The sequence below is a fragment of the Streptomyces corchorusii genome (assembly GCF_001514055.1).
GTDB lineage: Bacteria > Actinomycetota > Actinomycetes > Streptomycetales > Streptomycetaceae > Streptomyces > Streptomyces olivaceoviridis.
The window spans coordinates 366,918-392,196 of record NZ_KQ948355.1 but is presented as its reverse complement, the minus strand read 5'-3'; the positions used below and the strand labels follow the sequence as shown (position 1 = coordinate 392,196).

Here is a 25,279-nt window from a genome sequence, read left to right as displayed (position 1 = left end):
GGGAGCGCTCCCATTCCCTCCGTTGGGCAGGGACTGTAGGGAGAGTTCATGTCCCTGACAAGGCTCCGCGCGCGAGGAGTGTCGAAGAAGTTTCGAAACCGCAGGTCGGCGACGGCCCGGTCGGCTCGGCTGCCGTCGCCTGGGAGCGCTCCCGAAGCGGGGATTCGCCGCAGTGCACCCCGGCACGCCCGCCGGCGCTACGCCGACTCGCGCACCACCAACTCCGTACGGAGGATCACGTGCCGCCACGCCACGGACGACTCCTCCATCTCCTCCAGGAGCAGCCGCACCATGGCCCGCCCGATCTCCTCCAGCGGCTGCCGGACCGTGGTCAGCCGCGGCTCGGTCCGCTCGGCCAGCGGGAAGTCGTCGAAACCGATGACGGCGACGTCCTCCGGCACCCGGCGTCCCGCCGCGCGCAGCGCCTCAAGGGCGCCGGCGGCGGTGGTGTCCGAGGCGGCGAGCACACCGTCGATCTCCGGGTGCCGTTCGATCAGCCGGGCCATGGCGCGCCGGCCGCTCTCCGCGGTGAAATCGCCCTCCGCGACCCAGGACGGCGGGGCGTCCAGCCCGGCGTGGGCCAGGGCTTCGTGGTAACCGCGCAGCCGGCACCGGGTGACGTACATGTCGAGCGGCCCGGTGATCGTGGCGATCGTCCGCCGGCCCTTGTCCAGCAGATGGGCGACCGCGCTGCGGGCGCCGCCGACGTTGTCCGCGTCGACGTAGCTGACGTGCTCGTCGGCCGAACGGCGGCCCAGCAGGACGGTCGGCAGCCGGGCCTCGGCGAGCCTGTCGGGCAACGGATCGTCGGCGTGCACGGACATCACCAGCACCCCGTCGACCCGGCCGCCGCGGGCGTACTCCAGGAAGCGCTCCCGGTCGGTGTCCGAGCGGACCAGGGTGAGCAGCAGTTGCATCCCGGTGTCGCTCAGGGCGTCGCCGAGCGAACGGACGATCTCGGAGAAGAAGGGCTCGGCGAACTTCCGCCAGTCCGGCTCCGTCATGACGAGCGCGACCGCGTCGGCCCGCCGCCCGGCGAGTGAACGGGCCGCGAGATTGGGGACGTAGCCCAGTTCCGCGATGGCCTGCTGCACGGCCCGGCGTGTCGACTCCTTCACGCCGGCCGCGTTGTTGACGACGCGGGAGACCGTGCCCCGGCCCACTCCGGCGTGAGCGGCCACCTCCTCCAGCGTCGGCGAGCCAGGGCGCCGCTTGCCCATGACCACCTCCCCCAAGAGATCACCGATATTACGGGTCCGGCGACGGCGGGCCCACGGAAAGTTTCGAACGGGCTGCCGGGAGGGGTCGTGACCGGTCACCCCTTTGCCCCGCCCGCCGTCCCACCCCGCGCTCCGCCGAGGCGCATATGCCATATTGCGGGTAATTACGACGAAAGGTGTGCCATGAAGGTCGCAGTCATCGGCGGTACCGGGCTGATCGGGTCGCAGGTCGTCAGGAACCTGAAGGCGGCGGGGCACGAGGCGGTGCCGCACTCGCACTCCACCGGGGTCGACGTCATCAGCGGCCAGGGGCTGGACGAGGCCGTGGCGGGAGCCGATGTGGTGGTCAACACGACGAACTCCCCGACCTTCGACGCGGCCTCCCTGACCTTCTTCCAGACCTCGATGGACAACCTCCTGGCCGCCGCCCGGAAGGGCGGCGTCGGCCACATCGTGATCCTCTCGATCGTCGGCGTGGACCAAGTGCCGGAGCTGGACTACTACCGGGCCAAGGTGCTCCAGGAGAACATCCTCGCGGCCGGTGGCGTCCCGTACTCGATCGTCCGGGCCACGCAGTTCATGGAGTTCATGGACGACGTCCTGTCCTGGACCACCGAGGGCGACACCGTCCGGCTGCCCGCCACGCCGATCCAGCCGATCGCCGCCAGGGACGTGGCCGACGCGGTGGCGGAGGTCGCCGTGGGCGCCCCGCTCAACGGCATCCGCAACATCGCAGGCCCCGAGGTCTTCACCCTGGACGAGCTGGGCCGCACGACCCTGTCCCGCAAGGGCGACGACCGCGACGTCGTCACCGATCCGACCGCCGGCATGTTCGCCGTCGTCAAAGGCGACGTGCTCACCGACCCGCACGCCCGGCTCGCCCCCACCCGCTACGAGGACTGGCTCTCCTGACCCGCCCCGGTGCCGGACCGCGACGTCAGATGCCCAGGACCTCCAGGAGGGCCGAAGGGTCCGGTTCCGGGGCGCCCTCCAGCCGCTGCTCCGCCCAGATGACCTTGCCCTGCGGCGCGTAACGCGTCCCCCACATGTCCGCGAACTGGGAGACCAGGAACAGACCGCGGCCCCCTTCGTCGGTGCTCGCCGCGCGCCGCAGCCGGGGTGAGGTGTTGCTGCCGTCCGCCACCTCGCACACCAGGGTGCGGCCCAGCAGCAGCCTCACCCGTACGGGCGGAGCGCCGTAGCGGATCGCGTTGGTCAGGAGTTCGCTGAGGATCAGCTCCGTGCCGAACGCCGTCTCCTCCAGCCCCCAGTCGGCGAGCCGCCGGCTCGCCTCGCCGCGTACCCGGGACACGGCCTCCACGTCGAAGGGGACGTCCCAGGTCGCGACGCACGCCGGGTCGAGCAGCCGGGTCCGGGCGACCAGCAGCGCCACGTCGTCGCTGGGATGCCCGGGCAGCATCCTCTCCACGAGGACGCGGCAGGTCTCCTCCGGCGTCCGGTCCGCGTCGGCGATGGCCGAGGACAGCATCGCCAAGCCCTCGTCGACGTCCCGTCCACGGTTCTCGATCAGCCCGTCGGTGAACAGGACGAGACGACTGCCCTCGGGCAGCTCCAGCTCCCCGGCCTCGAAGGGATGACCGCCCACCCCCAGTGGCGGCGACAGCGGCAGGTCGGGGAAGGACACCCTGCCCCGCGGATCCACCACGGCGGGTGCGAGGTGCCCGGCGCGGGAGAGGGTGCAGTGCCCGCCGACCGGGTCGTAGACGGCGTAGAGGCAGGTGGCACCGGTGAGCGGAACCCGGTCGTCGTCGGCGGTCGCGCTCGGGCCGTCCAGCTGGGTGTCCAGCCGGGTCACCATCTCGTCCAGATGCCCGAGCAGTTCGTCCGGGGCCAGGTCCAGCGAGGAGAAGTTCAGCACGGCCGTGCGCAGCCGTCCCATGGTGACCGCGGCCTGGAGCCCGTGCCCCACGATGTCCCCGACCACCAGCGCCACCCGGAACCCGGGCAGCGGGATGACGTCGAACCAGTCGCCGCCCACGCCCGACTCCGCCGGCAGATAACGCGAGGCGACCTCCAGCGCGTCCTGGTCCGGCAGGCCCAGCGGCAGCAGATTGCGTTGCAGCGTCACGGCGAGCGCGTGTTCACGGGAGTACCGGCGCGCGTTGTCGATCGCGACGGCGGCGCGGGCCACCAGCTCCTCGGCCACGGCCACGTCCTCCTCCTCGAACCGGGGGAAGCCCGCACCACGCCAGAAGTTGACCATGCCGAGGACCACCCCGCGCGCCCGGAGCGGCACCGTGACCAGCGAGTGGATGCCATAGTCCAGCGCCCGCCGCGCCCCCTCGGGGTCCTGCGCCCGCCAGTCCTCGGCACAGTGCAGGTCCGGGACCAGGACGGCCTTGCCCCGCCGCAGCGCCGCCGCCATCGGCGTGTCGGCCACCAGGAGCCGGATCACCTCGCCCACCGGCTGCAAGGGGTGTCCGCCCCGCGAGGCCCGCAGCGCGGTACGGCGCATCTCGCGGACCGCGCTCGTGGGCTCCTGACCGCGCAGCACGGAGTCGAGCAGTTCCACGGTGACGAAGTCGGCCACGCGGGGGACCGCCACCTCGGACAGCTCCTCCGCCGTACGCCGTACGTCGAGCGTGGTGCCGATCCGCACCCCCGCCTCGTACAGGAACGACAGCCGGCTCCGCGCCACCTCGGCCTGCCCGGAGAGCGCCCTCAGCTCCGTGGTGTCACGGAAGGTGGCGACCAGGCCCTGGGCACCGCCGTACGGGGCGGTGGGCCGGGTGTTCACGGCCAGCAGCCGGTCCGCGGCCGGGACGACCTGGTCGGTCGCCGTCTCACCCGACAGCAGCAGCCGCGTCAGGACCGGTCCCAGCCCCAGCTCCCGCACATGCCGCCGGTCGGCGTCCCCGGGCAGGCCCAGCAGCCGGTGTGCCTCGTCGTTGGCCAGCACCACGCACCCGTCGCCGTCGACGATCACCACGCCCTCGCGCACCGCGTGCAGCACGGCGTCGTGGTGCTCGTACATCCGGGTCATCTCGGCCGGCCCGAGACCGTGGGTCTGCCGCAGCAGCCGGCGGCTGACCAGCGCCGCGCCGCCGGTCGCCAGCAGCAGCGCCCCCGCGGCCATGCCGAGCAGCATGGGCAACTGCTGGTCCAGCACCTGGCCGACGTTGCCGTACTGGATCCCGGCGGTGACCACGCCGACCACGCGCCTGCCGGGGTCCGTCACCGGTACGACCGCCCGCACGGCGTCGGCGGGCGGGCCGTGGAACGTCTCGGTGTACATCTCGCCCGTGGCGGCCCGGCCGACGCCCCCGGCCTTCGTGCCGATCAGGGTGGGGTCGTTGTCGGTGATCCGGATTCCGCGCCGGTCGAGGACGCTGACGAAGTCGACGCCGGACCCCTTCTGCACCTGCTCCGTCGCCGGCTGCAACTGGGCGGCCGGATGCGCCGACCGCAGCGCGACCGCCGTTCCGGGCGCGTGCGCGAACGCCTCCGCCACGGCGAGGGAGCGGTCCTCGGCGGTGCGCCGGGCGTCGTACCGCCCCTGCACCACCAGGGCGGTGGCCCCCGCCGCCACCAGCAACAGCATGATCAGCGCTTGCAGCACGAAGACCTGCGCGGCGAGCGTGCGGACGCTCAGGGACGGCGAAAGAGGGCGTCTGCGTGGCGGCCAGAGCCCGCGGTCACGGGTCGGACCGGATGACCCCCGTGAACCGGGCGGCGGCGCCGCGCTCGCCCATGGCCAGCGGGAACGTCCGCTCATCTCCCTTTTCTAGCACTGCGCCACCACGCTCGGCGACCGGTGCGTCCGCCGATGGGTGGGGGCGGGGCGCGGTGTGCCGGGGTGGGCGGGCGGCTGGTCTGTGTGCCGGGGGTGGGCGTGGGGTGTTGTGTGCCGGGTGGGCGGGCGGCCGGGTGTGTGTGTCGGTTGTGGGCGGAAGGGGGCCGTGTGATGTCGGGGTTGCCGGGGGGTGCGATCGTGCGATCGGCGACCGGTGTGGACCTCGATGGGGTGCGGGCGGGCACATGCCGTGCCGAGGTGGGCGGGAGCCTGGCCCGTGATGTGGCCGCCGATGCGCGGGGCGGGGCATGGCACGGGCGGCGCGGATCGGGGGCCGGGGCGGTCATGCGCCCTGCCGGGCCTCGGCGGCGGGCGCGTGGGCACCCTGGACCCGCGCATCGGGCGCGCCGCCCGTCGACGGTTCCGGGGCGCCGGCCGCCACCGCCCCGACGACCGGTGCCAGGCGGTCGTGCGCCGCCCGGTGCGTGGATCGCCGAACGTGCCGCGGCCCGCACCGCGCCGGGCCCGGCCTGCCGTCGCCGACGCGGACGGCGGCGACCAGGCGCGGCTCATGGACGCCGAGGTACACCGGGGGCCGTCCCGGGACACGGGCAACCGCGTCTGCGTGCTGCTGACCGGCACCTGGTTCACCGCATACCTGCCGGTGCGCGCCGCGCCGGTCGGACCGTTCGACGACGCCGATACCCCGGCGGACCCGGAAGACTCAGCGACCCACTCGGGGCCGTGGCGCACGAGCACGGGCAGCGGATCGGCTCCGCACGGGCGCAGGACGTCCCGTACGCGCGTGGCCACCCCCTCACGGGGTCCACTCCTCGGGTTGGCACCCGACGGACGTCCCGTACGCGTGGCCACCCCAGGGAACATGCCGCTGAGTGGAGCAATCACGGCGCGTCGCGGCCCCGCGCACCAGGCTGGACGTCTTGTCGAGTTCCTGTGACAGGAGTCCGTGTGCCACGTATGCCGAAGCCTGGACATACCGGTCGGGATCCGGAGGGCGGAGCCGGTGCGCGGACGCAGTTGTCGGCCCCTCCGGCATGGATGCGATGGCTACCGGTCCTGTACGTCGCGGCCCTTCTGCTGCTGGAACCCGTGACGCCCGTGGAGTGGCCGGTCAGCTTCGTGCTGATCGCCCTGCCCCTCGTGGCCGCCTTCGCCCACGGCCCGGCCGTCGTCGGCGGCGCCACCGTGTTCGCCGTCGTCCTGGAAGGGGTGCTGGCCGGCACCCCGTGCTGCGCGGGCCGTGAGGTCGGCTACCTGTGGGACCGCCACTACGTGGCCTCCTACATCTGCACCGGCCTGGTCGGCGTCCTCGGCATGATCCTGGCCGGGCACCGCATCCGCCGTGAGCGCACACTGGCCGACCTGCGCTTCGTGGCCGACATCGCCCAGCGGGTCCTGCTCCGGCCGGTTCCGCACCAGATCGGCAGCCTCCACCTGGACAGCCTGTACCGGTCCGCCGCCGCGGAGGCACGCATCGGCGGCGACCTGTACGAGGCCGTCCCCACCCGGTACGGCGTCCGGCTGCTCATCGGCGACGTCCGCGGCAAGGGGCTGCTCGCGGTGGAGACCGCCGCGGCCCTGCTCGGCGCGTTCCGCGAGGCGGCGCACGACGAACCCGCTCTGCCCGCCCTGGCCGACCGGGTGGAGACGAGCATGAACCGCAGGGCCGTGCTGCTGGGCGGCAGCGAGGTGGGCGAACGGTTCGTCACCGCGGTCTTCGCCGAGATCCCCTTCGGGGAGCCGCTGATCCGCGTCGTCAACTGCGGCCATCCACCCCCGGTCCGCATCCGCTCCGGCGAGGTGTGCGAACTCGACCGGGGGCGGTCGGCGCCGCCGCTGAACCTCGGGGTGCTGCTGGGGGAGCCGTACCACGTGGACGCCTACTCCTTCCGGCCCGGTGACCAGCTCCTGCTGTACACGGACGGCATCACCGAGACGCGTGACGCGGCCGGCTCGTTCTACCCCCTGCTCCAGCGCCTGCGTTCCTGGTCCGCCCTGCCGCCCCGGGAGCTCCTGGAACGGCTCCACCGCGACCTGCTGGCCTACAGCGGCGACCGGCTCCAGGACGACATCGCGGCGCTCGCCGTCCGCCTCCCGGCCGACGAACCGGCCGTACCGGCCACGCCGCCGCCCGGCTGAGCACGGCGCGCGGCACCCCGGGCCGCCACCGCATCAGAAGGGCAGCAGAGGATCCGCCGCCTCCCCGCGCACCGGCACCCTCTCCGGCTCGGACTCGGCGTCATCACCGGCCGGCGGCGGCCGGGAGCTGTCCGCGTCCAGCCGTACCGTCACCGCCCACCGGCCGTGCCGCCGGGGCCCGCGCCCCGGCGGCGCACCGCCGCAGGGCGGAAGCAGGGTCACGGAACGCGGGCCACCGCCGCGTAGATCCCGCTTCCCTCCGGCACCGCGTCCGTACCCGACACGCCCCACTCCGTGGCGGTCACCAGGCCGGGCGGCACGAGATCCAGGCCGTCGAAGAAGCGCTCCACCTCCGGGCGCGTCCGGAAACCGAGCTGGATGCCGCCCTTGGCGTACTCGGCCGTGACCTGCGCGGCGAGTTCCGGATAGAGGTCGGACGCGGCGTGCGACAGCACCAGGTGACTGCCCGTGGGCAGCGTGGCGATCAGGTTCCGGACGATTCCGTGGGCGTCCTGCTCGTCGGTGACGAAGTGCATCAGCGCGATCAGCGACAGCGCGATCGGCCGGTCGAAGTCCAGGATCCGGCGGGCGTGACGGACGATGGACTCCGGCTCCCGCACATCGGCCTGGATGTAGTCGGTGACACCCTCGTCGCTGCTGATCAGCAGCGCCTCTGCGTGGCGCAGGACGATCGGGTCGTTGTCGGTGTAGACGACCTTCGCCGTCGGCACGATCTCCTGGACGATCTGATGCAGATTGGGCTGGGTGGGGATGCCCGTGCCGATGTCCAGGAACTGGTCGATTCCCTGCCCGGCGAGCCAGGCGGCGGCCCGGTGCATGAACTGGCGGTTCTGCCGCGCCGCGTCCCGCGCCTCGGCCGGCAGCCGCTGTCCCACGGCCTCGTCGACCGGGTAGTTGTCCTTGCCGCCCAACAGCCAGTCGTAGACCCGCGCAGGGTGCGCCTTGCTGGTGTCGATCTCCAGGGGCGGCAGTGAATCGGTCGTCATAGCAGCTCCGTTGCGCGGGTGAGCAGTTCAGGCCATGTGTTCGATCATCCTACTCGCGCCCGGACGTGCCTCGTGCCGCGCGGGGAACGGGAGTTGAAGCGGACGACGGCCGTCCGCGACTCCCCGGCGACTTCCGATGCCCGGGGTCGAAACCGGGGACCCGGACGGCGGTTGCGCGATAGCCTCGGGGGGTGACGGTCCGGTACTACGTGTACATCAGCGACTCCAAGGTCGACATGCTGCTCTCCCAGATCGACCCCGATTTCGGCCGCAGGAGCACCACCGAAGCCGGCGTGAGCGTCAAGCTGTTCAGCGTCAGGCGCAGCGTCGAAGCACCGGCGCCGGACCGGACGGCCAAACTGGAGCGCGTCCTGCGGCACCTGGAGGAGACCGGGCAGACCGGATCGGTGGACGACCCGGGACCGTACTTCCGCGGCAGCCTGCCCATGCAGTGGGGGCCCCTGAACGGCGAGAACGGCGGGTCACTGGTGTACTTCGGCGGCCGGACCGAGCAGACGGTCCTCGGTCTCGGCGGCGCCAGTGGCCATGTGCTCGGCGCGAGCGCCCCGCAGGCCCAGGAGTTCGCGCCCTCCTCGGTGCCGACGCTCCTGGCCGGCCTGGCCTCGGCGTTCGCCGCCGACAGCGCCGAGATGCCCGCCGAGGAGTCGTCCCTGGCCTGGGTGCACACCGCCGGACGCCTGCTGCGCGGCCCCCGGCAGCAAGTGGAGTTCGTCGCCCGGCGCCTGCTGTCCGGCCCCAGCCCCTACCCCGAACTCGACGCCCGGCCCGGCATGCGGGTACTGCTCGGCAGCCCCCTGTACGTGGCCCTGGCCGACTGACGGCGCGGCGATGGCCCTCGGCACCTGGCGGCCCGGCGAGGTGGTCCTCGATCTGTACGAGGTACTCGACGACGTGCGCAGCGGCGGCATGGGCGTGGTCCACCGCGTCCGGCACCGCGGCTGGAACGTGGACCTCGCGGTCAAGACGCCCCGCCCTGAGCTGGTCGCCTCCGAGACGGGCAGGCGCCGGTTCGAAGCCGAGGCCGGCACCTGGGTGAGCCTGGGCCTGCACCCGCACACCGTCAACTGCGCCTACGTCCGCACGGTCGACGGCCTGCCCCGCGTCTTCGCCGAGTGGGTCGACGGCGGCAGCCTCGCCGAGGCGATCACCGGCGGCAGCCTCTACGAGGGCGGTCCCCGGGCCGCCCTCGCGCGCGTGCTGGACGTCGCCGTCCAGACCGCGTGGGGCCTCCAGCACGCCCACGACACCGGCCTGGTCCACCAGGACGTCAAGCCCGCCAACGTCATGCTCGAACCCGACGGGACCGCCAAGGTCACCGACTTCGGGCTGGCCGGAGCGCGACCGGCCGACACCGGCGGGACGCCCGCCACTCCGTCCGCCGTCACCTTCGGCGGTATGACCCCGGCCTACTGCTCCCCCGAGCAGGCGCTCGCCGCGGCCGGTCGCCGGGAGATCCGGCTCACCCCCGCGACGGACGTGTGGTCGTGGGCGCTGACCGTGCTGGAGATGTTCACCGGCCGCCGTCCCACCCGGTACGGCCAAGCCGCCGCAGCCGTACTCGAAGCGCTGCTGGACGCCGGCCCGGCCGACCCCCGCGTGCCGCCCATGCCGCCGGTGGTCGTGGGGCTGCTGCGCCAGTGCTTCCGGACCGAGGCGACGGCGCGGCCGGCCCGGCTGGACGAAGTCGCCGACGTGCTGCGCGACGCGTACGGCGACCTCACCGGCACACCGTTCCCGCGGCGGGCTCCGCAGGCCGCCGCCCTGCTGGCGGACGGGCTCTCCAACCAGGCGCTGTCCCTGCTCGACCTCGGCCGGACCGAGGAGGCCGAGGCGCGGTGGCGGGAGGCGATGACGGCGGAACCCCACCACCTGATCGCGACCTTCAACTTCGGCCTGCACCGCTGGCGCACGGCGCAGAAGACCGATCTCGACCTCATCGCCGAACTGGAGTCCGCCCGTGAGATCAGCGGGGACGACGTCCTGGGCGCGCGGCTGATCGGTCTGGTCCACCTTGAGCGCGACGACCGCGAGCGCGCCGCCGAACTGCTGCGCCCGGCGACCCCGGGCGAACCGGACCCGGCCGAGACCGAGGCCGCGCTGGCGGAGTTGACACGCCATCCGGGGACGCGCCCCGTGGTCCTCGCCGGCCACGAGGCCGGTGTGAGCGCGGTGGCGGTGTCGGCCGACGGGGGCCTGGTGCTGTCCGGCGACCATCGGGGCGGCCTGCGGTTGTGGGAAACGGCCGGCGGCCGGTGCCTGCGGGAGCTGACGTCCGAGGGCCCGGCCGTCGTGGTGACCGCCCTGGACGCCGAGGGGCGGATCGGCCTGGTCGGACGCGAGCAGGGTCCGCCGGAGGCATGGGACCTCGCGCACGGCGAGCGGCTCCCCCTTCCGCCGGGCCCTGTCGCCGCCGGCGTCACCGCGGTCGCGCTCAGCGCTGACGGGTCGGTCGGCGCCACCGGACACGCGGACGGCACCCTCCTGTTCCGGCACCTGCGCACGCGGCGAGTCCTGGGTCCGGTGCAGAGCCAGGCGGAGCTGATGACCGTGCTGGAGCTCAGTGACGACGGCTCCGTCGCCCTGACGGCCGGCGACCTGCGGGACGACAAGGTCCGCCTGTGGGACGTCGCCACGGGCGTCTGCCGGGCCGTCCTCACCGAGCCGCGGGCCAATCCCCTCCACTCGGCCTGGGGAGGCTTCGTGCGCAGAGCCGCCGCGGCCCCGGGCGCGCGGTACGCCGTGCAGGTGTGGGGCGGGCCGATGGTGCTGTGGGACGTGCGGACGGGCCGGATCGCCACCCAGGCGTCTCACCACCTGACGGATGTCACGGCGCTCGCCCTCACCCCCGACGGCTCCCTCGCCGTCGTCGGGAGCGGCAACCCGCTCCAGGTGGTGCAGACGGCGACCGGCCGCTGCCTGCGCACGCTCGACGAGGGCACGGCACGGCACGTGCACCACCTGGCGGTGAGCGCCGACGGCCGCTACGCCGTACTGCGCACGACAGACGGCGTGCGGATCAGGGTGCAGCCCCTTCCGGTCCCGGGCTACCGTGCGCCGTGGGCGTACGCCCGGCCCCGGCCCGCCGGTGAACTGTCCGATCACGCCGGGCGGTTCCGGGCGGCCATGCGCGAGGGCGAACGGCTCCTGGACGAAGGCCGCTACGCCCGGTCGGCCGCCTGGCTGCGCACCGCGCGGGCGGTGCCCGGCCACGCACGGCATCCCGACCTGCGGCACGCGTGGAACGCGTTGGGCCGGCACGGGCGCCGTACGGGACTGCTCGGTGCCTGGCAGACGTTCGACTTCACCGGCAGAGTGGCGCACCCCTCGGCGCTGGCGTTCGTCGGGGACACGAGCCTGTTCCTCGCCGCGCTGCACGGTGACAGGTTCCTGCTGTGCGACGCCGCCAACGCACGGCAGTACCGCGTGATCGCCTCAACGGCCACGGCCGACGTGGCCCTTGTGGTGACCCGCGACGGCACCCGGGCCGTCGTCCACGGCATGGGAGAGGCGGCCCTGCTCGACCTGCGGGACGACAGGACCGTCATGCTGCCGCACGACGCGGTCAGGGCCGTGGCATGGGCCGACGACAGCGGATGGCTGCTCACCGGCGACGACAGCGGACACCTGTGCCGCTGGGACATCGAGGACGTGGCGAGGCGCCACGACCACGCGAAGCCCTCCCTCGCGTTCCGCGCCCACCAGGAGCAGGTGGAGTCCGTCGCGATCAGCCCCGATGGCCGGTACGGCGCGTCGAACGCTTTCGCCGGCGCCGAAGAGGACCGGCAGCGGCGCCACGACCAGGACGAACTCTGCGGGTGGGACCTGGCCTCGGGGCAGCGTCTGTGGCGGCACACCGGGCGCCCCGGCCGAGCCGGCCTGCGGTTCACCCCGGACGGCCGGACCCTGCTGGAGTACGGCCTTTCCAGCGTGCACTCCTACGACGCCGCGAGCGGGCGCCGGATCTGCGCGGTGGACGGCCCCTACAGCGTCAGGACGCTGGTGACCTCCGCGGACGGCCGGCGCGCGGTGATCGCCGGATACGGGACCCTGGTCGTCCTCGACCCGGCCACGGGCCGTGTGCTCCGGGAGATCCGCGATCCCGGCCTGATCAACACCCTCACCCTCACCTCCGACGGCCGGTTCGCCCTCGTGGGCCTCGCACACCAGGAGGTCCACGTGTGGGACCTCGACCAGGGGCGGCGGCTGCGCGTCCTGTCAGGACACCAGGGGCAGGTCTTCGGCCTGGCCCTGAGTGCCGACGCCCGCCACCTGCTGGCGGCCGGGGTCGACTCCGTGCGCTGCTGGGAACTCGACTGGGACTACGACTGGTGACATGCCGTCCGTCACCCTGACCCCCGACGGCGCGCCCCCGGCCGCGGCGTACGTCTTCAGCCACCGCACCACCTGTCTGGTCGGCCGGGCGAGCGAGTGCGGGATCCGGCTGGCCCGCACCGAGACGAAGGTCTCCCGGCACCACTGCCTGCTGGACGTCAATCCCCCGCACCTGCGCGTGCGGGACCTCGACAGCCGCAACGGCACCTTCGTCAACGGCGAACGGCTGGCGCCGGGGTCGGCCGGGCGGGACCTGGCCGACGGCGACGAGATCCGCGTCGGCGGCGCGGTACTGCGCGTCTCCGTCCAGGCGGGGGAGCCCTCGCCGGCGCACGCCGACGCGCGGGACCCCGTCGACGCACTGCACACGCTGCTCGACGCGGCCGAGGCAGGAGAGCCGGGACTCGCCGGCATCCGCGGCTACCGGCTGCTCCAGGAACTCGGCCGCGGCGGACAGGGCGTCGTCCACCTCGTCCGGAACGAGGAGACCGGCGAACTCCTCGCCCTGAAGACCTTGCCGGCCCACCGTGCCGTCGACCCCGCCGCCCGCGACGGCTTCCTGCGCGAGTTCGCCTGCACGCGCGCCCTGCGCCATCCCCACGTCGTCGCCTTCCACGGCGGCGGCGTGCACGACAGCACCTTCTACTTCACCTGCGAGTTCTGCCGTCTGGGCAGCGTCGCCGACCTCGTGGCCCACGCCGGCGGCAGACTCGGCGTGGACCAGGCGGTGGGGGTGACCCTCCAGGCGCTCCGGGGACTGCACTACGCGCACGGGGCCGAGGTGCCGGTACGGCTGGCCGACGGGACCTCGGCGACGCACCGGGGGCTGGTGCACCGCGACATCAAGCCGCAGAACCTCCTGCTCACCGGGGCCAGGGACCGCGCGACCGTCAAAGTCGCCGACTTCGGCCTGTCCAAGGCGTTCGACAGCGCCGGCCTGTCCGGCCACACCCTCACCGGTGCGATGGGCGGCAGCCTGGCCTTCATGCCGCGGGGCCAGGTCATCGACTTCAAGTACGCGCTGCCCGAAGTCGATCTGTGGGCGATGACGGCCTGTCTGTACTGGATGCTCACCGGCTCGCCCCCACGGGACTTCCCGGCCGGTGCCGATCCCGTCGCCGTAGTCCTGCGCGAGCCGGTCGTGCCCGTGCGCGACCGGCTGCCCACCCTGCCCCGCCGACTCGCCGCGGTCATCGACACCGCTCTCGTCGACGCGCCCCGTGTCACCCTGACCAGCGCGGCCGACCTGGCACGCGCCATCCGTCAGGCGCTGTGAGCGAGGCACCGCCCGCCGCCAGGTGCCGCGACGAGTGCCGCCCCGATGCGGTGTCCGCGGCTGCGCGGCGGACGGGGCACCGGGGCGGCGATGTCCGGCCGGGGGCGGGACCGGGGCCGAGCGATCAGGGCTGCGCGGTCAGTTGGAAGCTCTGGGCGGCGGAGCCGTCACAGGTCCGCTGGGTGAGCTGGACGCTGTCGGCGGCCGTGCCGGACGCGGTCAGGCACTTTCCGCTGTGCCGGGCGGTGAAGTGGTACCGCCCGGTGGCCTCTTTCACCGGCAGCCACTGCTGGTTGGTGCCACCGCCGTAGGACCACAGCTGCAAGGGCGCGTTGTCGGCTGTGGAACGGTCGACGACGTCGACGACCTGCTGCGGATTGCCGCGGGCGGCGATGCGCGTGTAGCCGCTGTCGGTGGAGCGGAACTGGAACTGCTGTGCCGTCGTGGAGTTGCAGGTGTACTGCTGGATGACGGTCCCGTTGGCGGTGCCTGCGGCTCGGGCGTCGACACACGTGCCGTTCCCGGTGTTGCCCAGCGTGTACCAGGCGGTCTCGGAGATGCCGTCCGCGGGCGGCTGGGACGATGCCGCTCCGCCCAGCCACTTCAGCCCGTCCAGGACGAACTGGTTCTGCGTGGCGCTGGCGAAGGTGGACGACAGGGCCGTGTTGGTGTCGTAGTTCATCGCGTTGTGGCCGAAGTTCGCGTACAGCATCTTGTACTTGGTGTTCGTCCACAGGATCGGGTAATACCCGCTGTACCAGGTCTGGTTGGGGTCGGTGCCGAGCGGAAAGCTGCTGGGGTCGACGGAGGCCAGGATCTTGATGTCGGGGTTCTTGCGCAGGTCGTTGGACCAGCTGTACCACTCGCTCACCGACGAGGTGAAGGTGGCGGGCAGGTTACGGGTCGAGGGGTGCGTACGGTCCTCCACGCGCAGGACGGCCGTGGTCGGTCCCCAGGTGTTCGAGACGAAGTTCCCGCTGCCCAGGAACTGGTTGTGGTACCACGGCCAGCTCTGCGCGTCGGTGGTGAAGGCGGAGACGTGGAAGCCCATCCATGCGCCGCCGTTGCGCATGTACTGCTCGAAGCCCGCCCGTTGGGCGGCCGACTGGGGCAGGTCGTCGAGGAAGAGGACCACCTGGTAGTTGTTGACGCCGCCGTTCGCCAGCAGGTCCCAGTTGTTGCTGGCGGTGTAGGTGAAGCCGTTCGCGGCTGCCTGCTGCGGGAACCACTGGTTGGCCTCGTGGACGAAGCTGATGTGTGCGGCGTCGTAGGTGCCGTTGTACAGCGCCAGTACGCGGAACGGCTCCGCGGCCGGCGCGGCCTGGGCGGGTGGCTGTGCCGTCAGGCTCACCAGGGCCGCGAGGAGAAAGGCCAGCCACATGGGGATGCGTGCCGCGCCGGATCTCACCTGTTGCATCCGATGCTCCCTTCTCGGCCGGGCCCGGGAAGGGGGCCAGGCATGAACGAAGGCGTTCATGAACGTGAGTGCTGGTCGTATGCGTAGATGCTGCTGGCCGGTGAACCTAAAGGTCTGTACCAGACCCGTCAAGAGCCGACGACAAGAATGCCGCCGGCAGATCGGATGCGTTAAGCACTTGTAGCCAACGGACATGGATAGGCTGCGACAACTCCACTGCCAAGGAGGCGATGTGACGGACCGTGAGGACCGCGCCGAGTCGGTCGAATCGATGGAGCAGCTCGCCGTGGTCTGGCGCGCCATGGTGCTCGACCGCGACACGGACGCCGATGTGCGGGACCTCCCGGGCATCGCCGTCCGCTGGGCCGACTGCCGGTTCGCCTTCTGGAACTGCGTCACCCTGACGGACGTCGACGCGGACCCGGCCCTGGTCCAGGAACGCCTGGGCCAGGCGGCGGACATCATGCGCGCGAAGCGGCACCCGGGATTCCTGTGGCTCTTCGAGGACCTCCTCGGCGACGAGGCGCGTGCGGGCGTACGGACCGCGGCCGAGGAGGCGGGCCTTGAGTACGCCTTTCCCGGCACCGGCATGGCCGGCGACATCCTCCCCCTCCCCGAGCCGTCGCACCCGGACCTGACGTTCGTACGCGTGACCACCGAGGAACACGTGCGGGCGTACGCGGACCTGAACTCGCGCGCGTACGGCTTCCCGCTGGAGGACGGCCGCGACGGACTCCTCGGCTCGGCGCTGTGGAAGCACCAGGTGCATGCCTACCTGGGGCTGCGGGACGGTGTCCCGGTGGCGTGCGCCGGAACCGTCGAGGCGGAGGGCCGCCTGTTCGTCGTGCTGGTCGCCACCTCGCCGGACTGGCAGCGCAGGGGCTACGGGGAGGCGGTGACGCGCAAGGCCCTGTACGAGGGCTCCCGGGCCACCGGCCTGACCCGCGCCACGCTGCACGCGACCGAGGCGGGAGCGCCCGTGTATCCCCGCATCGGCTTCAGGCCGAACTCGCCGATCCACTTCTACGCACTGAAGCAGTGACCGGCACCGCTGGGGGTGCCAGGCGTCAGTCCAGCGCGCCGAGGGCCGCGATGGCGCCGGCCGGCTCGGCGCGGGTGGTGTAGCCGGTGTGGTGTGAGGAGAGCGGCCCCTTCGTCCGGCGGCCCGGGGCAGTTCCGGGCGCGCGACCGGATCCGTGACCCGGATGGCGTACCGAGGAAATGATTCGGCGGGTGAATCGGGAGGCGGGAGGCGTACCGGGGCGCCGCGGTCCGTGAGCATGGGCGCGTGCCCGACCGGGCGGCCCCGCCGTCCCGGCGGCACGTCTTCTGCCCTCCCGCATCCCACGAGGAGATCGTCGTGCGTGTCCGTCGTCAGCTCACCAGTACCCTCGGTTCCTTCGCCCTCGCATTCGCCTTCCTGGGCGCCGGCACCGCCACCGCGACCCCGGCGGCGGCCGATCCGTGCGGCTTCTACGAGACCGGCTCCGACGCCTACTACAACCACTGCACCTCCGACGGCTCCCACGTGGTGATCAAGGTCGAGGTGGCCTTGGCGCCCGACTACGAGCGGTGCGTCGCCCCGGGCAGGACCTGGCTGGGCTCCGCCACCAAGATCCAGGGCGCCTACTACGTGGGCCGCACCTGCTGACCCCGGCGTCACTCCAGCCCTGTGTTCTCCGAGCGCACCGGAACTGTTCTGTGAGTGCACTCTTGCGCGGGTGCCGGCCGACCTGCCACGGCAAGGACGCCGGCCCTTCTGTGCACTCCGGGACCAGGGTTGGTGCGCTCTGAGGCAATCACCCGGCGTTTCCCGGCCCCTTCGGGGCCGTCGACGTGTCCGTACGCCTCCGGACCGCCTCCACCCGGCAGCTCCCGCGGCCTCCGGCACGGTCTTCCGCACCTTGTTGAACATTTGAACCTCTCCTTCCACGCCTTGTAGAAAGACCGGGGCAGAGGGAGGGAGACGCCATGGCTGAGCGGCGACTGCGAATCCGGGTGGGCAGCGACGCACTCCAGGAACTGATCGAGGAACTCGCGGAACGGCTGGAGCGGTCCGTGGTCGTCGACGACCCCCTGGTCCGGCTGATCTGCTCCAGTCAGCACTTCGGCGACGAGGACCCGGTCCGCATCCGTAGCCTGCTGCGGGGCCGGGCCGACGACGTCGCTATCCGGTACGTCCTCGACCAGGGCGTCGCCCGCTGGACGAAGCCGGGGTTCATCGCGGGCCGCGACGACCTGGGGCTGCTCACCCGCTACTGCGTACCGCTGCGCGAACGCGGCGAACTGCTCGGCCTGCTCATGGTCGTCGCGCCGGACGGAACGCTCACCCGCGAGGAGGCCGACCAGGTCGCGCAGGCGGTGCCGGCGATCAGCGCCCAGCTCCGCGCGGACCAACTGGCCGCCTCCGCCGACGAGGTGGACCTGCACGAGACACTGCACTCCCTCTTCGGCACCGGTGAGGCGGCCCGCGCCGCGGCGCGCCGGCAGATCCTGGACGGCGGCGTCCTGCCCGACGCCCCGCACGCGGTGGTGAGCGTCGTCCAGATCTCCCGCTCGGTGGAGCCGCCGGGACAGGTGGAGATCGCGCTGCGCGCGTCCCTGGAGCGGTTCCTGCGCACTCGCTCGGCGGACGGCGCCATGGCCGCCACGCCGGACGGCGCGGTGCTCCTCCAGGTGTCGTCCAAGCCCTTGTCGGCACAGGAACTGGCAGACCAGGCCACGGCTGTCCGGGAGGCACTCGCCGCCTACCTGGAAGCCTCGGCCGCCCCCGTCCTCGGCATCGGCGGAACCCAGGACGGCCTCGCCGACGCCTGGACCTCGCACGCGCAGGCCATGGTCGCGGCCCGCGCCGCGCGCCGGCTGCCCCACCTCAAGGGCGTCGGCGCCTGGGAATCGCTGGGGGAACTCGCCGTACTCCTGCACGTACCCGACCACGCCCTGACCCGGTCACTGGTGCCCACACCGCTGCACCGGCTGCTGGACAGCCCCGGCGGCCAGCGCCTGGTGGACACACTGCGGTGCTTCCTCGAACACGCCGGGTCCATCCCGCGCACGGCCGAGGCCCTCCAGATCCACCGCACCTCCCTGTACTACCGGCTGCGCCAGATCCAGGAGATCACCGGACTCGACCTCGACAGCGGCGGCGACCGCCTGGTCCTGCACCTGGGCCTGCGCACCCTTGAGCTGCTCCAGGCGGAGACCGATGTCCAGCCCGCCGTCTGACCGGGCCGCCTCCCGGTGCGGGAGAACGCGGGACGCCACCGGTACCGGGCGGAACCGGGCCCGCCCTACAGAGTGACGAAACGAGCGCCGGCCGATCACTACACGGCGCCGGGGTGCGGTACCGGCCCCCTACAGAATGACGAAGATTTCGCCGGCCGATCACTACGGAGCGCGGTGGTGCGCGAGGTGTCGGATGGCACAGAATTCCGGTATGCGGGAGCCGTGCTGAGGCCGGGTCCGTGAATCAGAACCGTAACTCGCCGACGCGGAGCACGCCGTAGCGGTGGAGTACCAGGAAGGATCGACGTGGGGGCCGTGGAACAGCTGACGACCGGCGACGGAGTGCGCCTGGTGTACCGGGACAGCGGGGGAGAGGGATTCCCTCTGGTCATGCTGCACGGCTGGGGACAGACGCAGGAGATGTTCCGCCACCAGGTGCGGGGACTTTCCCCCGCGCACCGCGTCATCACCCTGGATTTCCGGGGACACGGGGTGTCCGACAAGCCGTACCACGGTTATCGCATCGCTCGTTTCGCGGCCGATGTGCTGGACCTCGTCGACCACTTGGGTCTCGACCGGTTCGACGCCCTGGGCTGGTCGATGGGGGCCTCGGTGTGGTGGAGCTTCGTCGACCAGTACGGCACCGGCCGTCTCCGGCGCTTCGTCGCCGTGGACCAGCCCGCGGCCGTCGCCGCGGTGCCGTGGATGTCGGTCGAGGAGCAACGGCAGTCGGGTGCCATCTTCGATGTGGCCGGTCTGCTCGCGCTCGGCGCTCAGCTCGCCGGTCCGGGCGGTGAACAGGCACGATACGAGTTCGTCCGCGGCATGTTCTCCGGTGACCCCGACCCCGCGATCCTCTCCTTCGTGGCCGAGCAGATCAAAGCCACCCCCGCGCACGCGGGAGTGCCGCTCCTCTTCGACCACTGCGCCCAGGACTGGCGGGACGTGCTGCCCCGTATCGATGTGCCGACGCTGGTCATCGGGTGCGACGGCAGCCATGTCCACCCGCGCTCGCAGCAGTTCGTCGCCCAGCGCATCCCGGGCGCGCGGCTCCATGTCTTCCCGGTCACGGTGGCCAACTCGCACTTTCCCTTCCTGGAGAATCCGCCGGCCTTCAACGACGTCGTCGGCGCATTCCTCTCCGAGCAGCCGGATCCAGTGGATCACACCGGCGTGAACGTCTGAATCCGACGTCCGGCTTCGTCTTTGGAAAACTGAACATGAAAAAGAAACGACGGGAGCCCGATGTGACCCGGTCGATCACCCCTGCCCTGCCCGAAACCCCCGAACACGAGCCGTCCACCACGGCCCCGGGAAATGATTCAGGCCCCTTCATCAACCTGCCCTGGCCGACCGTCGGCGACGACGAGCACCTGTATCTGGCCGTCAACGTCTCCGACGAGACCGTGCCTTTCCCGCACGATTCCCTTCTGCGACTGGAGCCCGGTGACATCGTCATCGGCGCCGCCTTCCGCAGCCCCCAGCTCCTTTCCAGCGGCGAGAAGCTGGCCCTGTTCCGTATTCCCCTGTGCCTGCTGGACGCGTCGGCGGCCGATCTGCACGAGGTCTCGCACACCCATCTCAGCGGTCGGAGCGGCCTGACGTCGCTGGTCTCGCAGTTCCTGACCGCACTCGCCAGAACGCCGCGCCACCAGCGCCTGACCGGCGGCCGTCGTCTCGCCCTGAACACGGCCGACCTCGTGGCCCTCCTCGTCGGGGACGTGCTCCAGATGCGCGGCCGGCGCGCGGCCCCCGGGGCTCAGGACATGCTGGCGCGGATCCAGCAGCACATCCAGGACAACCTCATGGACCCGGACCTCGCGCCCGAGTCGATCGCCCGGGCACACCACATCTCGGTGCGCTACCTGCACAAGCTCTTCCAGTCCGGCGGCACCACCGTGAGCGCCTGGATACGGCAGCGCAGACTCGACGCCTGCCGCGCCGAACTGCGCGGGCGGCGCCGTACCGTGGCCGCCGTGGCCAACCGCTGGGGCTTCGCCAGCCCCTCCCACTTCAGCCGTCTCTTCCGGCAGACCTACGGCATCACCCCCAAGGAGTGGCAGGCCGCCGCGTCCTGCGACGCCTGAGCCGCCCACCCGCCACCGCCAGAGGCACCCGCACCCGCCGGCCCGTTCGCCGGCATCTCCCGCCGCCGCAGCCCCGCATCCCACCACCGCCCACGAGGCCACCCATGCGAAGCCGTCGAGGCCGCCGGGCACGCCAGCGTCCGCCCCCTGGCCGGCCATCCCTCGCCGACGCACCCGTGAACCGGGAAGGAACACCGCCATGCCCCCAACCCCCACCGTCGTCCTGGTCCACGGAGCGTTCGCCGACACGGCGATCTGGTTCGGCGTCGTCGCCGAACTGCACAGCCACGGCATCCCGGTCGTCGCCCCGCCGAACCCGCTGCGCGGCCTCGCGGCCGACGCCGCGCGCATCGCGTCGGTGGCCGCGCAGATCGACGGCCCCGTCGTCCTGGTCGGGCATGCCTATGGCGGCGCGGTGATCACCGTGGCGGGCACCGCCGACAACGTCGTCGCCCTGGTCTACGTCGCCGCCCATGTGCCGGAGGAGGGGGAGAGCCTCGCCGAACTCCAGGGCCGTTTCCCCGCCGCCGGACCGGCGGGCGGCCTGCGGCGGTGGAGCTACCCGGTCCCCGGTGGCGGTGAGGGCGTCGAAGTCACCCTCCACGTGGAGGCGTTCGCGGCCGTGTTCGCCACCGATGTGTCGGCCCCAGTCGCCGAGGTGCTCGCCTCCTGTCAGCCGCCGCTGGCCCTGGCCGCTGCCGAGGAGAAGGCCACTGCCGCCGCGTGGCGGACCAAACCGTCGTGGGCCCTGGTGGCCGGCGCGGACCGGGTGATCGCCCCGGATGCGGAGCGCTTCGGCGCCGCGCGGGCCGGGTCGACGGTGGTCGAGATCGACGGTGCCTCGCACGCCGTCACCCTCTCCCAGCCCACGGCCGTGGCCCGGCTCATCCGTGACGCCGTCCACGCGGTGAGCTGACCCCGTACGCGACCGCCCGCGCGGCCCCCATACGCATCCCCCCGCATGAGACCGCAGCCGAAAGGAACGACCAGCCGATGACGACGCAGCTCAAGCCGCTTCTGCGGACGTGGGAATGGCAGGCCGAGGCCGCCTGCCGGGGCCTGGACAGCTCGGTGTTCTTCTCACCGCCCGGTGAGCGGGGCTCGGCGCGGCGCCGGCGCGAACAGAGGGCGCAGGAGATCTGCCGGCAGTGCCCGGTGCGCGTGCCGTGCGCGGGTTTCGCCGCGACGTCCGACCAGCGGTACGGCGTGTGGGGCGGCAGCACGGAGGCCGATCGCCGCGTCGCCAACGCGACCCCGGACATGCGGAGCGCCTGAACCTTCCAGCCTCGGGCGTGGGCCGTCGGCACCACGGGGCAGGGCGCCCGGAGCCGCGCGGGGAGACCGGTCGGCCGGCCCGCGCCGGAAGCGGTCCCGGTGGGCCGGGGTGCCCGAGAAGGCCCGGGCACCCCGGCCGTGGGTCAGGTCACCGCACGACGACCCCGGTACGACCCGTGACACCGCCGGCGGTCACCGAGACGGTGACGGTGCCGCGATGGTGTCGCCGCCGATCTGCTCGCCCTTGGCGACGGGGTCCTTCGGACCGTGGACCGTGATCGACGCGAGCGCAGGCTCCACGGTCTACGGGAGGCCACCGTCGTCACCGATCCGGACCAGCGCGAAGTGGGAGATGCCGCCCTGGTCGGCCGGCGCGACCAGCGTGGACGGCTTGGCCAGGTCCGGAGTCTCGCCGAGATCGGGGGTGACCTCGGTGATGCCGCCGGTCGACACGTCGTTCACCGTGTTCACCGAGGTCAGAGAGCGGGTCGCGGAACCGGCCGTGACGGTGTCGGAGAACGTCTCCGGGCCCATCACCATAGTGCCCTCAGGCCTGACGCCCAGCTGGGAGGCGAAACCCGGCTTGGGGCTCTTCAGCATGTGCCCGTCCGAGACGATGCCGCCGAGCGGGCGTCCACTGGCGTGGATCTCGACGTAGTCGCCGTTGATGCCGGCCACCGCGCCGGTGCGCCGGGCCATCGAGGACGGCGTCTCGGCCGCCGGGTCGGCGGCGGAGACGAAGGCGGTTCCCGCCCCGCCCACGGCACCGGTGAGCACCAGCGCCAGCGCCGCCGCCACCGCGATGCGGCGTGAGCCGGCCGCCGCGGGTCTCGTGCTGTGAAGTGTCATCACGCGTTTCCTCGAAGACGTGCGCGCCGATGGTCACCGACGCGCACGACCACCGCACGCCCGTTCGACCCGGTGGCGGGCCTCCCAGATGCACGACGCGGCCCGCACGGCAAGGATCGCTTGTGAGGCGTGTGTGCTCCGTGCTGGTGTGCGGTGCGCGCACCCACACGTCATCGGTTGCTCGGCATCCGTGCGAGCTGGGGGAAACGCCCGTTTCGGCGCTCCAACCGGACCATTGTCATGTTGATCAAACGCATCCTGAACCGTTCTCCTCAGTCTCCGCGATCGGCAGCGCACCCCACCGCCACGGAGCCTCCGGCGAGGGCCACCGGGCCGATGGTGACCGCGGCCGACTGCGGGCTGCTGCTCCTCCGGCTGACCTTCGGCCTGTTCATGGCCGCGCACGGCGCTCAGAAAGTCTTCGGTCTCTTCGGAGGTGGCGGCCTGACCGCGACCGGCAAGGCCTTCGAGTCCCTGGGGTATCGCCCGGGCAAGCTCTTCGCCGCGATCGGGGGCCTGTCGGAGCTGCTCGGCGGTCTCGGTCTGGCGCTGGGGCTGCTGACCCCGCTCGCGGCTGCCGCCCTGATCGGCGTCATGATCAACGCGATGGTCACGGTGACCGCCGCCCACGGCCTGTGGGACACGTACGGCGGTGTGGAGTACAACGTGGCGATCGCCGTCGCCGCCTTGGCCGTAGCCGCCATCGGCCCCGGCCGGCTGGCCGCCGACCGCTTCCTCCCCTGGGGCAGGGGCGGCTGGACGGAGGCGGCCGTCGCCCTCGGCCTGGGCGGCATCGGCGCCGCGATCTCACTCAGCGTCTAGGTGTGCTGTCTCTTTGGAATCGCAGATGTAGAGGTGCCAGTTCGTAGTCGTCGTCGACTGCTTGCACATGTGCTTCAGACCCGCGCTGGCCGCGTTGCATTCGGCGGCACCGGCAGATGCCGTGCAACCCACCTCGAAGCACGTCACAGGTGCATATACGACTTGGATATCCCATTTGAGGATCCGTAGCCACTTGGTGACTGTCGAGCAGGGAAATCGGTCATACCGATTGGCCGCGCACGAAGGTGAACGAGCAGTCCTGGACGGGATCAGCCCGTCGGTGCTGGTTTCGTCGTCAGCCGGAGTCGGGCCACGGCGTTCGAGCGCGGCTGTGACGGGGAGGACGGCGTGGGCGAGCAGGGCAAGAGTGACCCAACGGTGCCAGGAATCCCAGCGGCGCACTTGGTGCTCGTCCAGTCCGGCCAATGTCTTGGAGCTCTGGAAGGTCTCCTCCACCGTCCAGCGGCTTCCGGCGGCCTTGACCAGGGTGGACAGCGGGACCGGACGGGGCGAGTCCGGACCGGCCTGCCGACTCGATCACGGTCCGGTCGCGGAGTGCCGCCCGGACCAGCCCGTGGCAGCCACGACCTCACCCGCGATGTCTACGACAGCCCTCCCGTCCGTCACCACCCGTATCGTCTCTGCGGGGACGCGCTGGTCCAGGAGCCGCGCCTTGCGGGCACTGCCTTCCAGCTCCCGCTTCAGTTCCGAGCCGAGCTCCCGGCGCATCAACCGCTCGCGGGCCGTGGCATCGGAGGCGGTGAGAAGGACCCGTACAATCCGGACACCCGTTCCCATGGCCCGCTGGAACATGCCGGTCTCCTCGGGCAGCACACTGAGAGTGTTCGTATAGATCAGTCGGCGGTAGCCGAGCCGGGCGAAGTTGGCCCACACAGCGGTGAGGTTCGTCTCGGTGATCTCCGAGCGGTGAGGATCCCCTTCCGGGGCCGGGTGCACCTGCCCCATGAAGTCACCGTCGATGACCGCGTGAGGGATCGCCGCAGCCCGCAGCAACGCCGAAACCTCCCACCCCACCGTCGTCTTGCCGACTCCGGCCCGCCCGCCGATCAGTAGCACTTCCGCGTGATCCATAGAGGCAGCGTGCCAGCCCGCATCCGTCTTTCGCGATCCGATAGGGCGGGCGTCCGCCGTGGCGGCCCCGGCGCAGACGGTGGCCGATCGGGTCGGACGACTACGGGATGACCGCGTGGATCCGCCTGCGGCGCAGGTGGCCGCGGATCGCGCGGGGTGAGCAGGCACGGTCGGCCAGGACGCATGGTGGGGCGGATCCGGGGCCGGCCGGGGCCGGTTCTCGGTACCCGGACAGGGGCCATGACGCGTCACCGGGCCTGTCCCGCGGTGACGGCCAGTGCCAGGGGCCGTGCATGGCCGTCTGCGGTCAGATGGATCTTGGTGCTCAGCCCGCCCCGGGAGCGTCCGAGTGCGTGGTCGGCCGGCTCGCTCCGGCCTTCAGCCCCTTCTGAGTGATCCGACGGCGTGCTGGTGTGCTCGGACGGCGGTGGAGCCGACCGACACGGTCCAGCCGATGTCGTCGGCGGCACCGGCTGCCGCAGGGACGGCGGTGAAGATTCTCTCCCCAAGTGCCGTCGACGGCCCACCGCCGTCCCCGGACCGGATCGGCCGGCATCAGCGGCTCCACCCCGGTCCCGCGCTGGTCCACGACTGGGCACCCCGGATCACCGGGCTGATCCCGGTCTGTGTGGCCACCGCGGTGCGCCCGGTGTGAAATTCGGGGACAGGTGGTCAGCGGTGTGGTTACGATGCCGGCGATGAAGAACTTCTCCTCGTACGGATTGGGGGACTCGTTCGCGCA

19 protein-coding genes and 2 pseudogenes are annotated in these 25,279 nt (G+C 72.3%); 13 read left to right on the top strand and 8 right to left on the bottom strand.

Annotated elements, in window-relative coordinates:
• Window positions 1-197: 197 nt before the first annotated feature.
• Window positions 198-1,220 carry a LacI family DNA-binding transcriptional regulator gene (locus tag AQJ11_RS14565; protein WP_059263326.1) on the bottom strand — a complete coding sequence of 341 codons (1,023 nt, stop codon included), beginning with the start codon at window positions 1,218-1,220 and terminating at the stop codon, window positions 198-200.
• Window positions 1,221-1,403: 183 nt separating this feature from the next.
• Here AQJ11_RS14565 and AQJ11_RS14560 point away from each other — a divergent pair, with 183 nt between their 5' ends.
• The gene (locus tag AQJ11_RS14560) at window positions 1,404-2,132 is read left to right on the top strand and encodes an SDR family oxidoreductase (RefSeq protein WP_014670507.1); all 729 of its coding nucleotides are present in this window, start codon (window positions 1,404-1,406) and stop codon (window positions 2,130-2,132) included.
• A gap of 25 nt (window positions 2,133-2,157) precedes the next feature.
• Here AQJ11_RS14560 and AQJ11_RS14555 read toward each other — a convergent pair whose 3' ends face one another.
• Window positions 2,158-4,800 (bottom strand): SpoIIE family protein phosphatase, encoded by a 2,643-nt coding sequence (locus tag AQJ11_RS14555; protein WP_059263325.1) that lies wholly within the window; start codon window positions 4,798-4,800, stop codon window positions 2,158-2,160.
• Between the two features lie 1,233 nt (window positions 4,801-6,033).
• Between AQJ11_RS14555 and AQJ11_RS14545 the strand changes: the two genes are divergently transcribed.
• The gene (locus tag AQJ11_RS14545; protein WP_014670505.1) at window positions 6,034-7,134 is read left to right on the top strand and encodes a PP2C family protein-serine/threonine phosphatase; all 1,101 of its coding nucleotides are present in this window, start codon (window positions 6,034-6,036) and stop codon (window positions 7,132-7,134) included.
• Window positions 7,135-7,352: 218 nt separating this feature from the next.
• Here the strand turns inward: AQJ11_RS14545 and AQJ11_RS14535 are convergent, their stop codons facing one another.
• Window positions 7,353-8,141, bottom strand: coding sequence for an SAM-dependent methyltransferase (locus tag AQJ11_RS14535; RefSeq protein WP_014670504.1), 789 nt, complete (start codon window positions 8,139-8,141; stop codon window positions 7,353-7,355).
• A gap of 191 nt (window positions 8,142-8,332) precedes the next feature.
• Between AQJ11_RS14535 and AQJ11_RS14530 the strand changes: the two genes are divergently transcribed.
• The 3 genes from AQJ11_RS14530 to AQJ11_RS14520 are packed head-to-tail and all read left to right on the top strand — an operon-like array spanning window position 8,333 to window position 13,770.
• The gene (locus AQJ11_RS14530; protein ID WP_014670503.1) at window positions 8,333-8,980 is read left to right on the top strand and encodes a DUF7019 family protein; all 648 of its coding nucleotides are present in this window, start codon (window positions 8,333-8,335) and stop codon (window positions 8,978-8,980) included.
• Window positions 8,981-8,990: 10 nt separating this feature from the next.
• Window positions 8,991-12,494 carry a WD40 repeat domain-containing serine/threonine protein kinase gene (locus AQJ11_RS14525; protein ID WP_059263322.1) on the top strand — a complete coding sequence of 1,168 codons (3,504 nt, stop codon included), beginning with the start codon at window positions 8,991-8,993 and terminating at the stop codon, window positions 12,492-12,494.
• A gap of 1 nt (window position 12,495) precedes the next feature.
• The gene (locus tag AQJ11_RS14520) at window positions 12,496-13,770 is read left to right on the top strand and encodes a protein kinase domain-containing protein (protein ID WP_059263321.1); all 1,275 of its coding nucleotides are present in this window, start codon (window positions 12,496-12,498) and stop codon (window positions 13,768-13,770) included.
• Between the two features lie 124 nt (window positions 13,771-13,894).
• On the opposite strand, the gene AQJ11_RS14515 is transcribed toward AQJ11_RS14520, so the two are convergent.
• Window positions 13,895-15,187 (bottom strand): ThuA domain-containing protein, encoded by a 1,293-nt coding sequence (locus AQJ11_RS14515; protein WP_059263320.1) that lies wholly within the window; start codon window positions 15,185-15,187, stop codon window positions 13,895-13,897.
• Window positions 15,188-15,458: 271 nt separating this feature from the next.
• On the opposite strand from AQJ11_RS14515, the gene AQJ11_RS14510 reads away from it, so the two are divergent.
• From AQJ11_RS14510 to AQJ11_RS14480, 7 genes are all read left to right on the top strand, one after another.
• Window positions 15,459-16,229, top strand: a complete 771-nt coding sequence (locus tag AQJ11_RS14510; RefSeq protein WP_208616520.1) for a GNAT family N-acetyltransferase — start codon at window positions 15,459-15,461, stop codon at window positions 16,227-16,229.
• Window positions 16,230-16,547: 318 nt separating this feature from the next.
• A complete protein-coding gene (locus tag AQJ11_RS14505; RefSeq protein ID WP_014670498.1) occupies window positions 16,548-16,838 on the top strand; it encodes a DUF6355 family natural product biosynthesis protein in 291 nt (96 codons plus the stop codon).
• Window positions 16,839-17,158: 320 nt separating this feature from the next.
• Window positions 17,159-18,412 (top strand): PucR family transcriptional regulator, encoded by a 1,254-nt coding sequence (locus AQJ11_RS14500; RefSeq protein ID WP_059263318.1) that lies wholly within the window; start codon window positions 17,159-17,161, stop codon window positions 18,410-18,412.
• A gap of 315 nt (window positions 18,413-18,727) precedes the next feature.
• Window positions 18,728-19,597, top strand: a complete 870-nt coding sequence (locus AQJ11_RS14495) for an alpha/beta fold hydrolase (protein WP_244218240.1) — start codon at window positions 18,728-18,730, stop codon at window positions 19,595-19,597.
• Window positions 19,598-19,632: 35 nt separating this feature from the next.
• Entirely contained in the window at window positions 19,633-20,499 is an 867-nt protein-coding gene (locus tag AQJ11_RS14490; RefSeq protein ID WP_244218239.1) for an AraC family transcriptional regulator, read from the top strand.
• Between the two features lie 199 nt (window positions 20,500-20,698).
• Complete coding sequence (locus AQJ11_RS14485; RefSeq protein WP_014670494.1) at window positions 20,699-21,415, top strand: alpha/beta fold hydrolase; 717 nt, start codon at window positions 20,699-20,701, stop codon at window positions 21,413-21,415.
• 77 nt (window positions 21,416-21,492) lie between these two features.
• Complete coding sequence (locus AQJ11_RS14480; RefSeq protein ID WP_059263316.1) at window positions 21,493-21,774, top strand: WhiB family transcriptional regulator; 282 nt, start codon at window positions 21,493-21,495, stop codon at window positions 21,772-21,774.
• A 303-nt stretch (window positions 21,775-22,077) separates the two neighbouring features.
• On the opposite strand, the gene AQJ11_RS14475 is transcribed toward AQJ11_RS14480, so the two are convergent.
• Window positions 22,078-22,623: a hypothetical protein gene (locus AQJ11_RS14475; RefSeq protein WP_059263315.1), complete on the bottom strand. Its 546-nt coding sequence runs from the start codon at window positions 22,621-22,623 to the stop codon at window positions 22,078-22,080.
• Between the two features lie 336 nt (window positions 22,624-22,959).
• On the opposite strand from AQJ11_RS14475, the gene AQJ11_RS14470 reads away from it, so the two are divergent.
• Window positions 22,960-23,445 carry a DoxX family membrane protein gene (locus AQJ11_RS14470; RefSeq protein ID WP_014670492.1) on the top strand — a complete coding sequence of 162 codons (486 nt, stop codon included), beginning with the start codon at window positions 22,960-22,962 and terminating at the stop codon, window positions 23,443-23,445.
• Between the two features lie 288 nt (window positions 23,446-23,733).
• On the opposite strand, the pseudogene AQJ11_RS45845 reads toward AQJ11_RS14470, so the two are convergent.
• The 3 genes and pseudogenes from AQJ11_RS45845 to AQJ11_RS52675 form a co-directional block, all read right to left on the bottom strand.
• Window positions 23,734-23,958: pseudogene (locus AQJ11_RS45845) on the bottom strand (transposase); the annotation flags it as partial.
• A gap of 24 nt (window positions 23,959-23,982) precedes the next feature.
• Window positions 23,983-24,537, bottom strand: a complete 555-nt coding sequence (locus AQJ11_RS14465; RefSeq protein WP_208616511.1) for an AAA family ATPase — start codon at window positions 24,535-24,537, stop codon at window positions 23,983-23,985.
• Window positions 24,538-24,640: 103 nt separating this feature from the next.
• Window positions 24,641-25,093, bottom strand: a pseudogene (locus tag AQJ11_RS52675) (transposase family protein); the annotation flags it as partial.
• Between the last annotated feature and the right edge of the window lie 186 nt (window positions 25,094-25,279).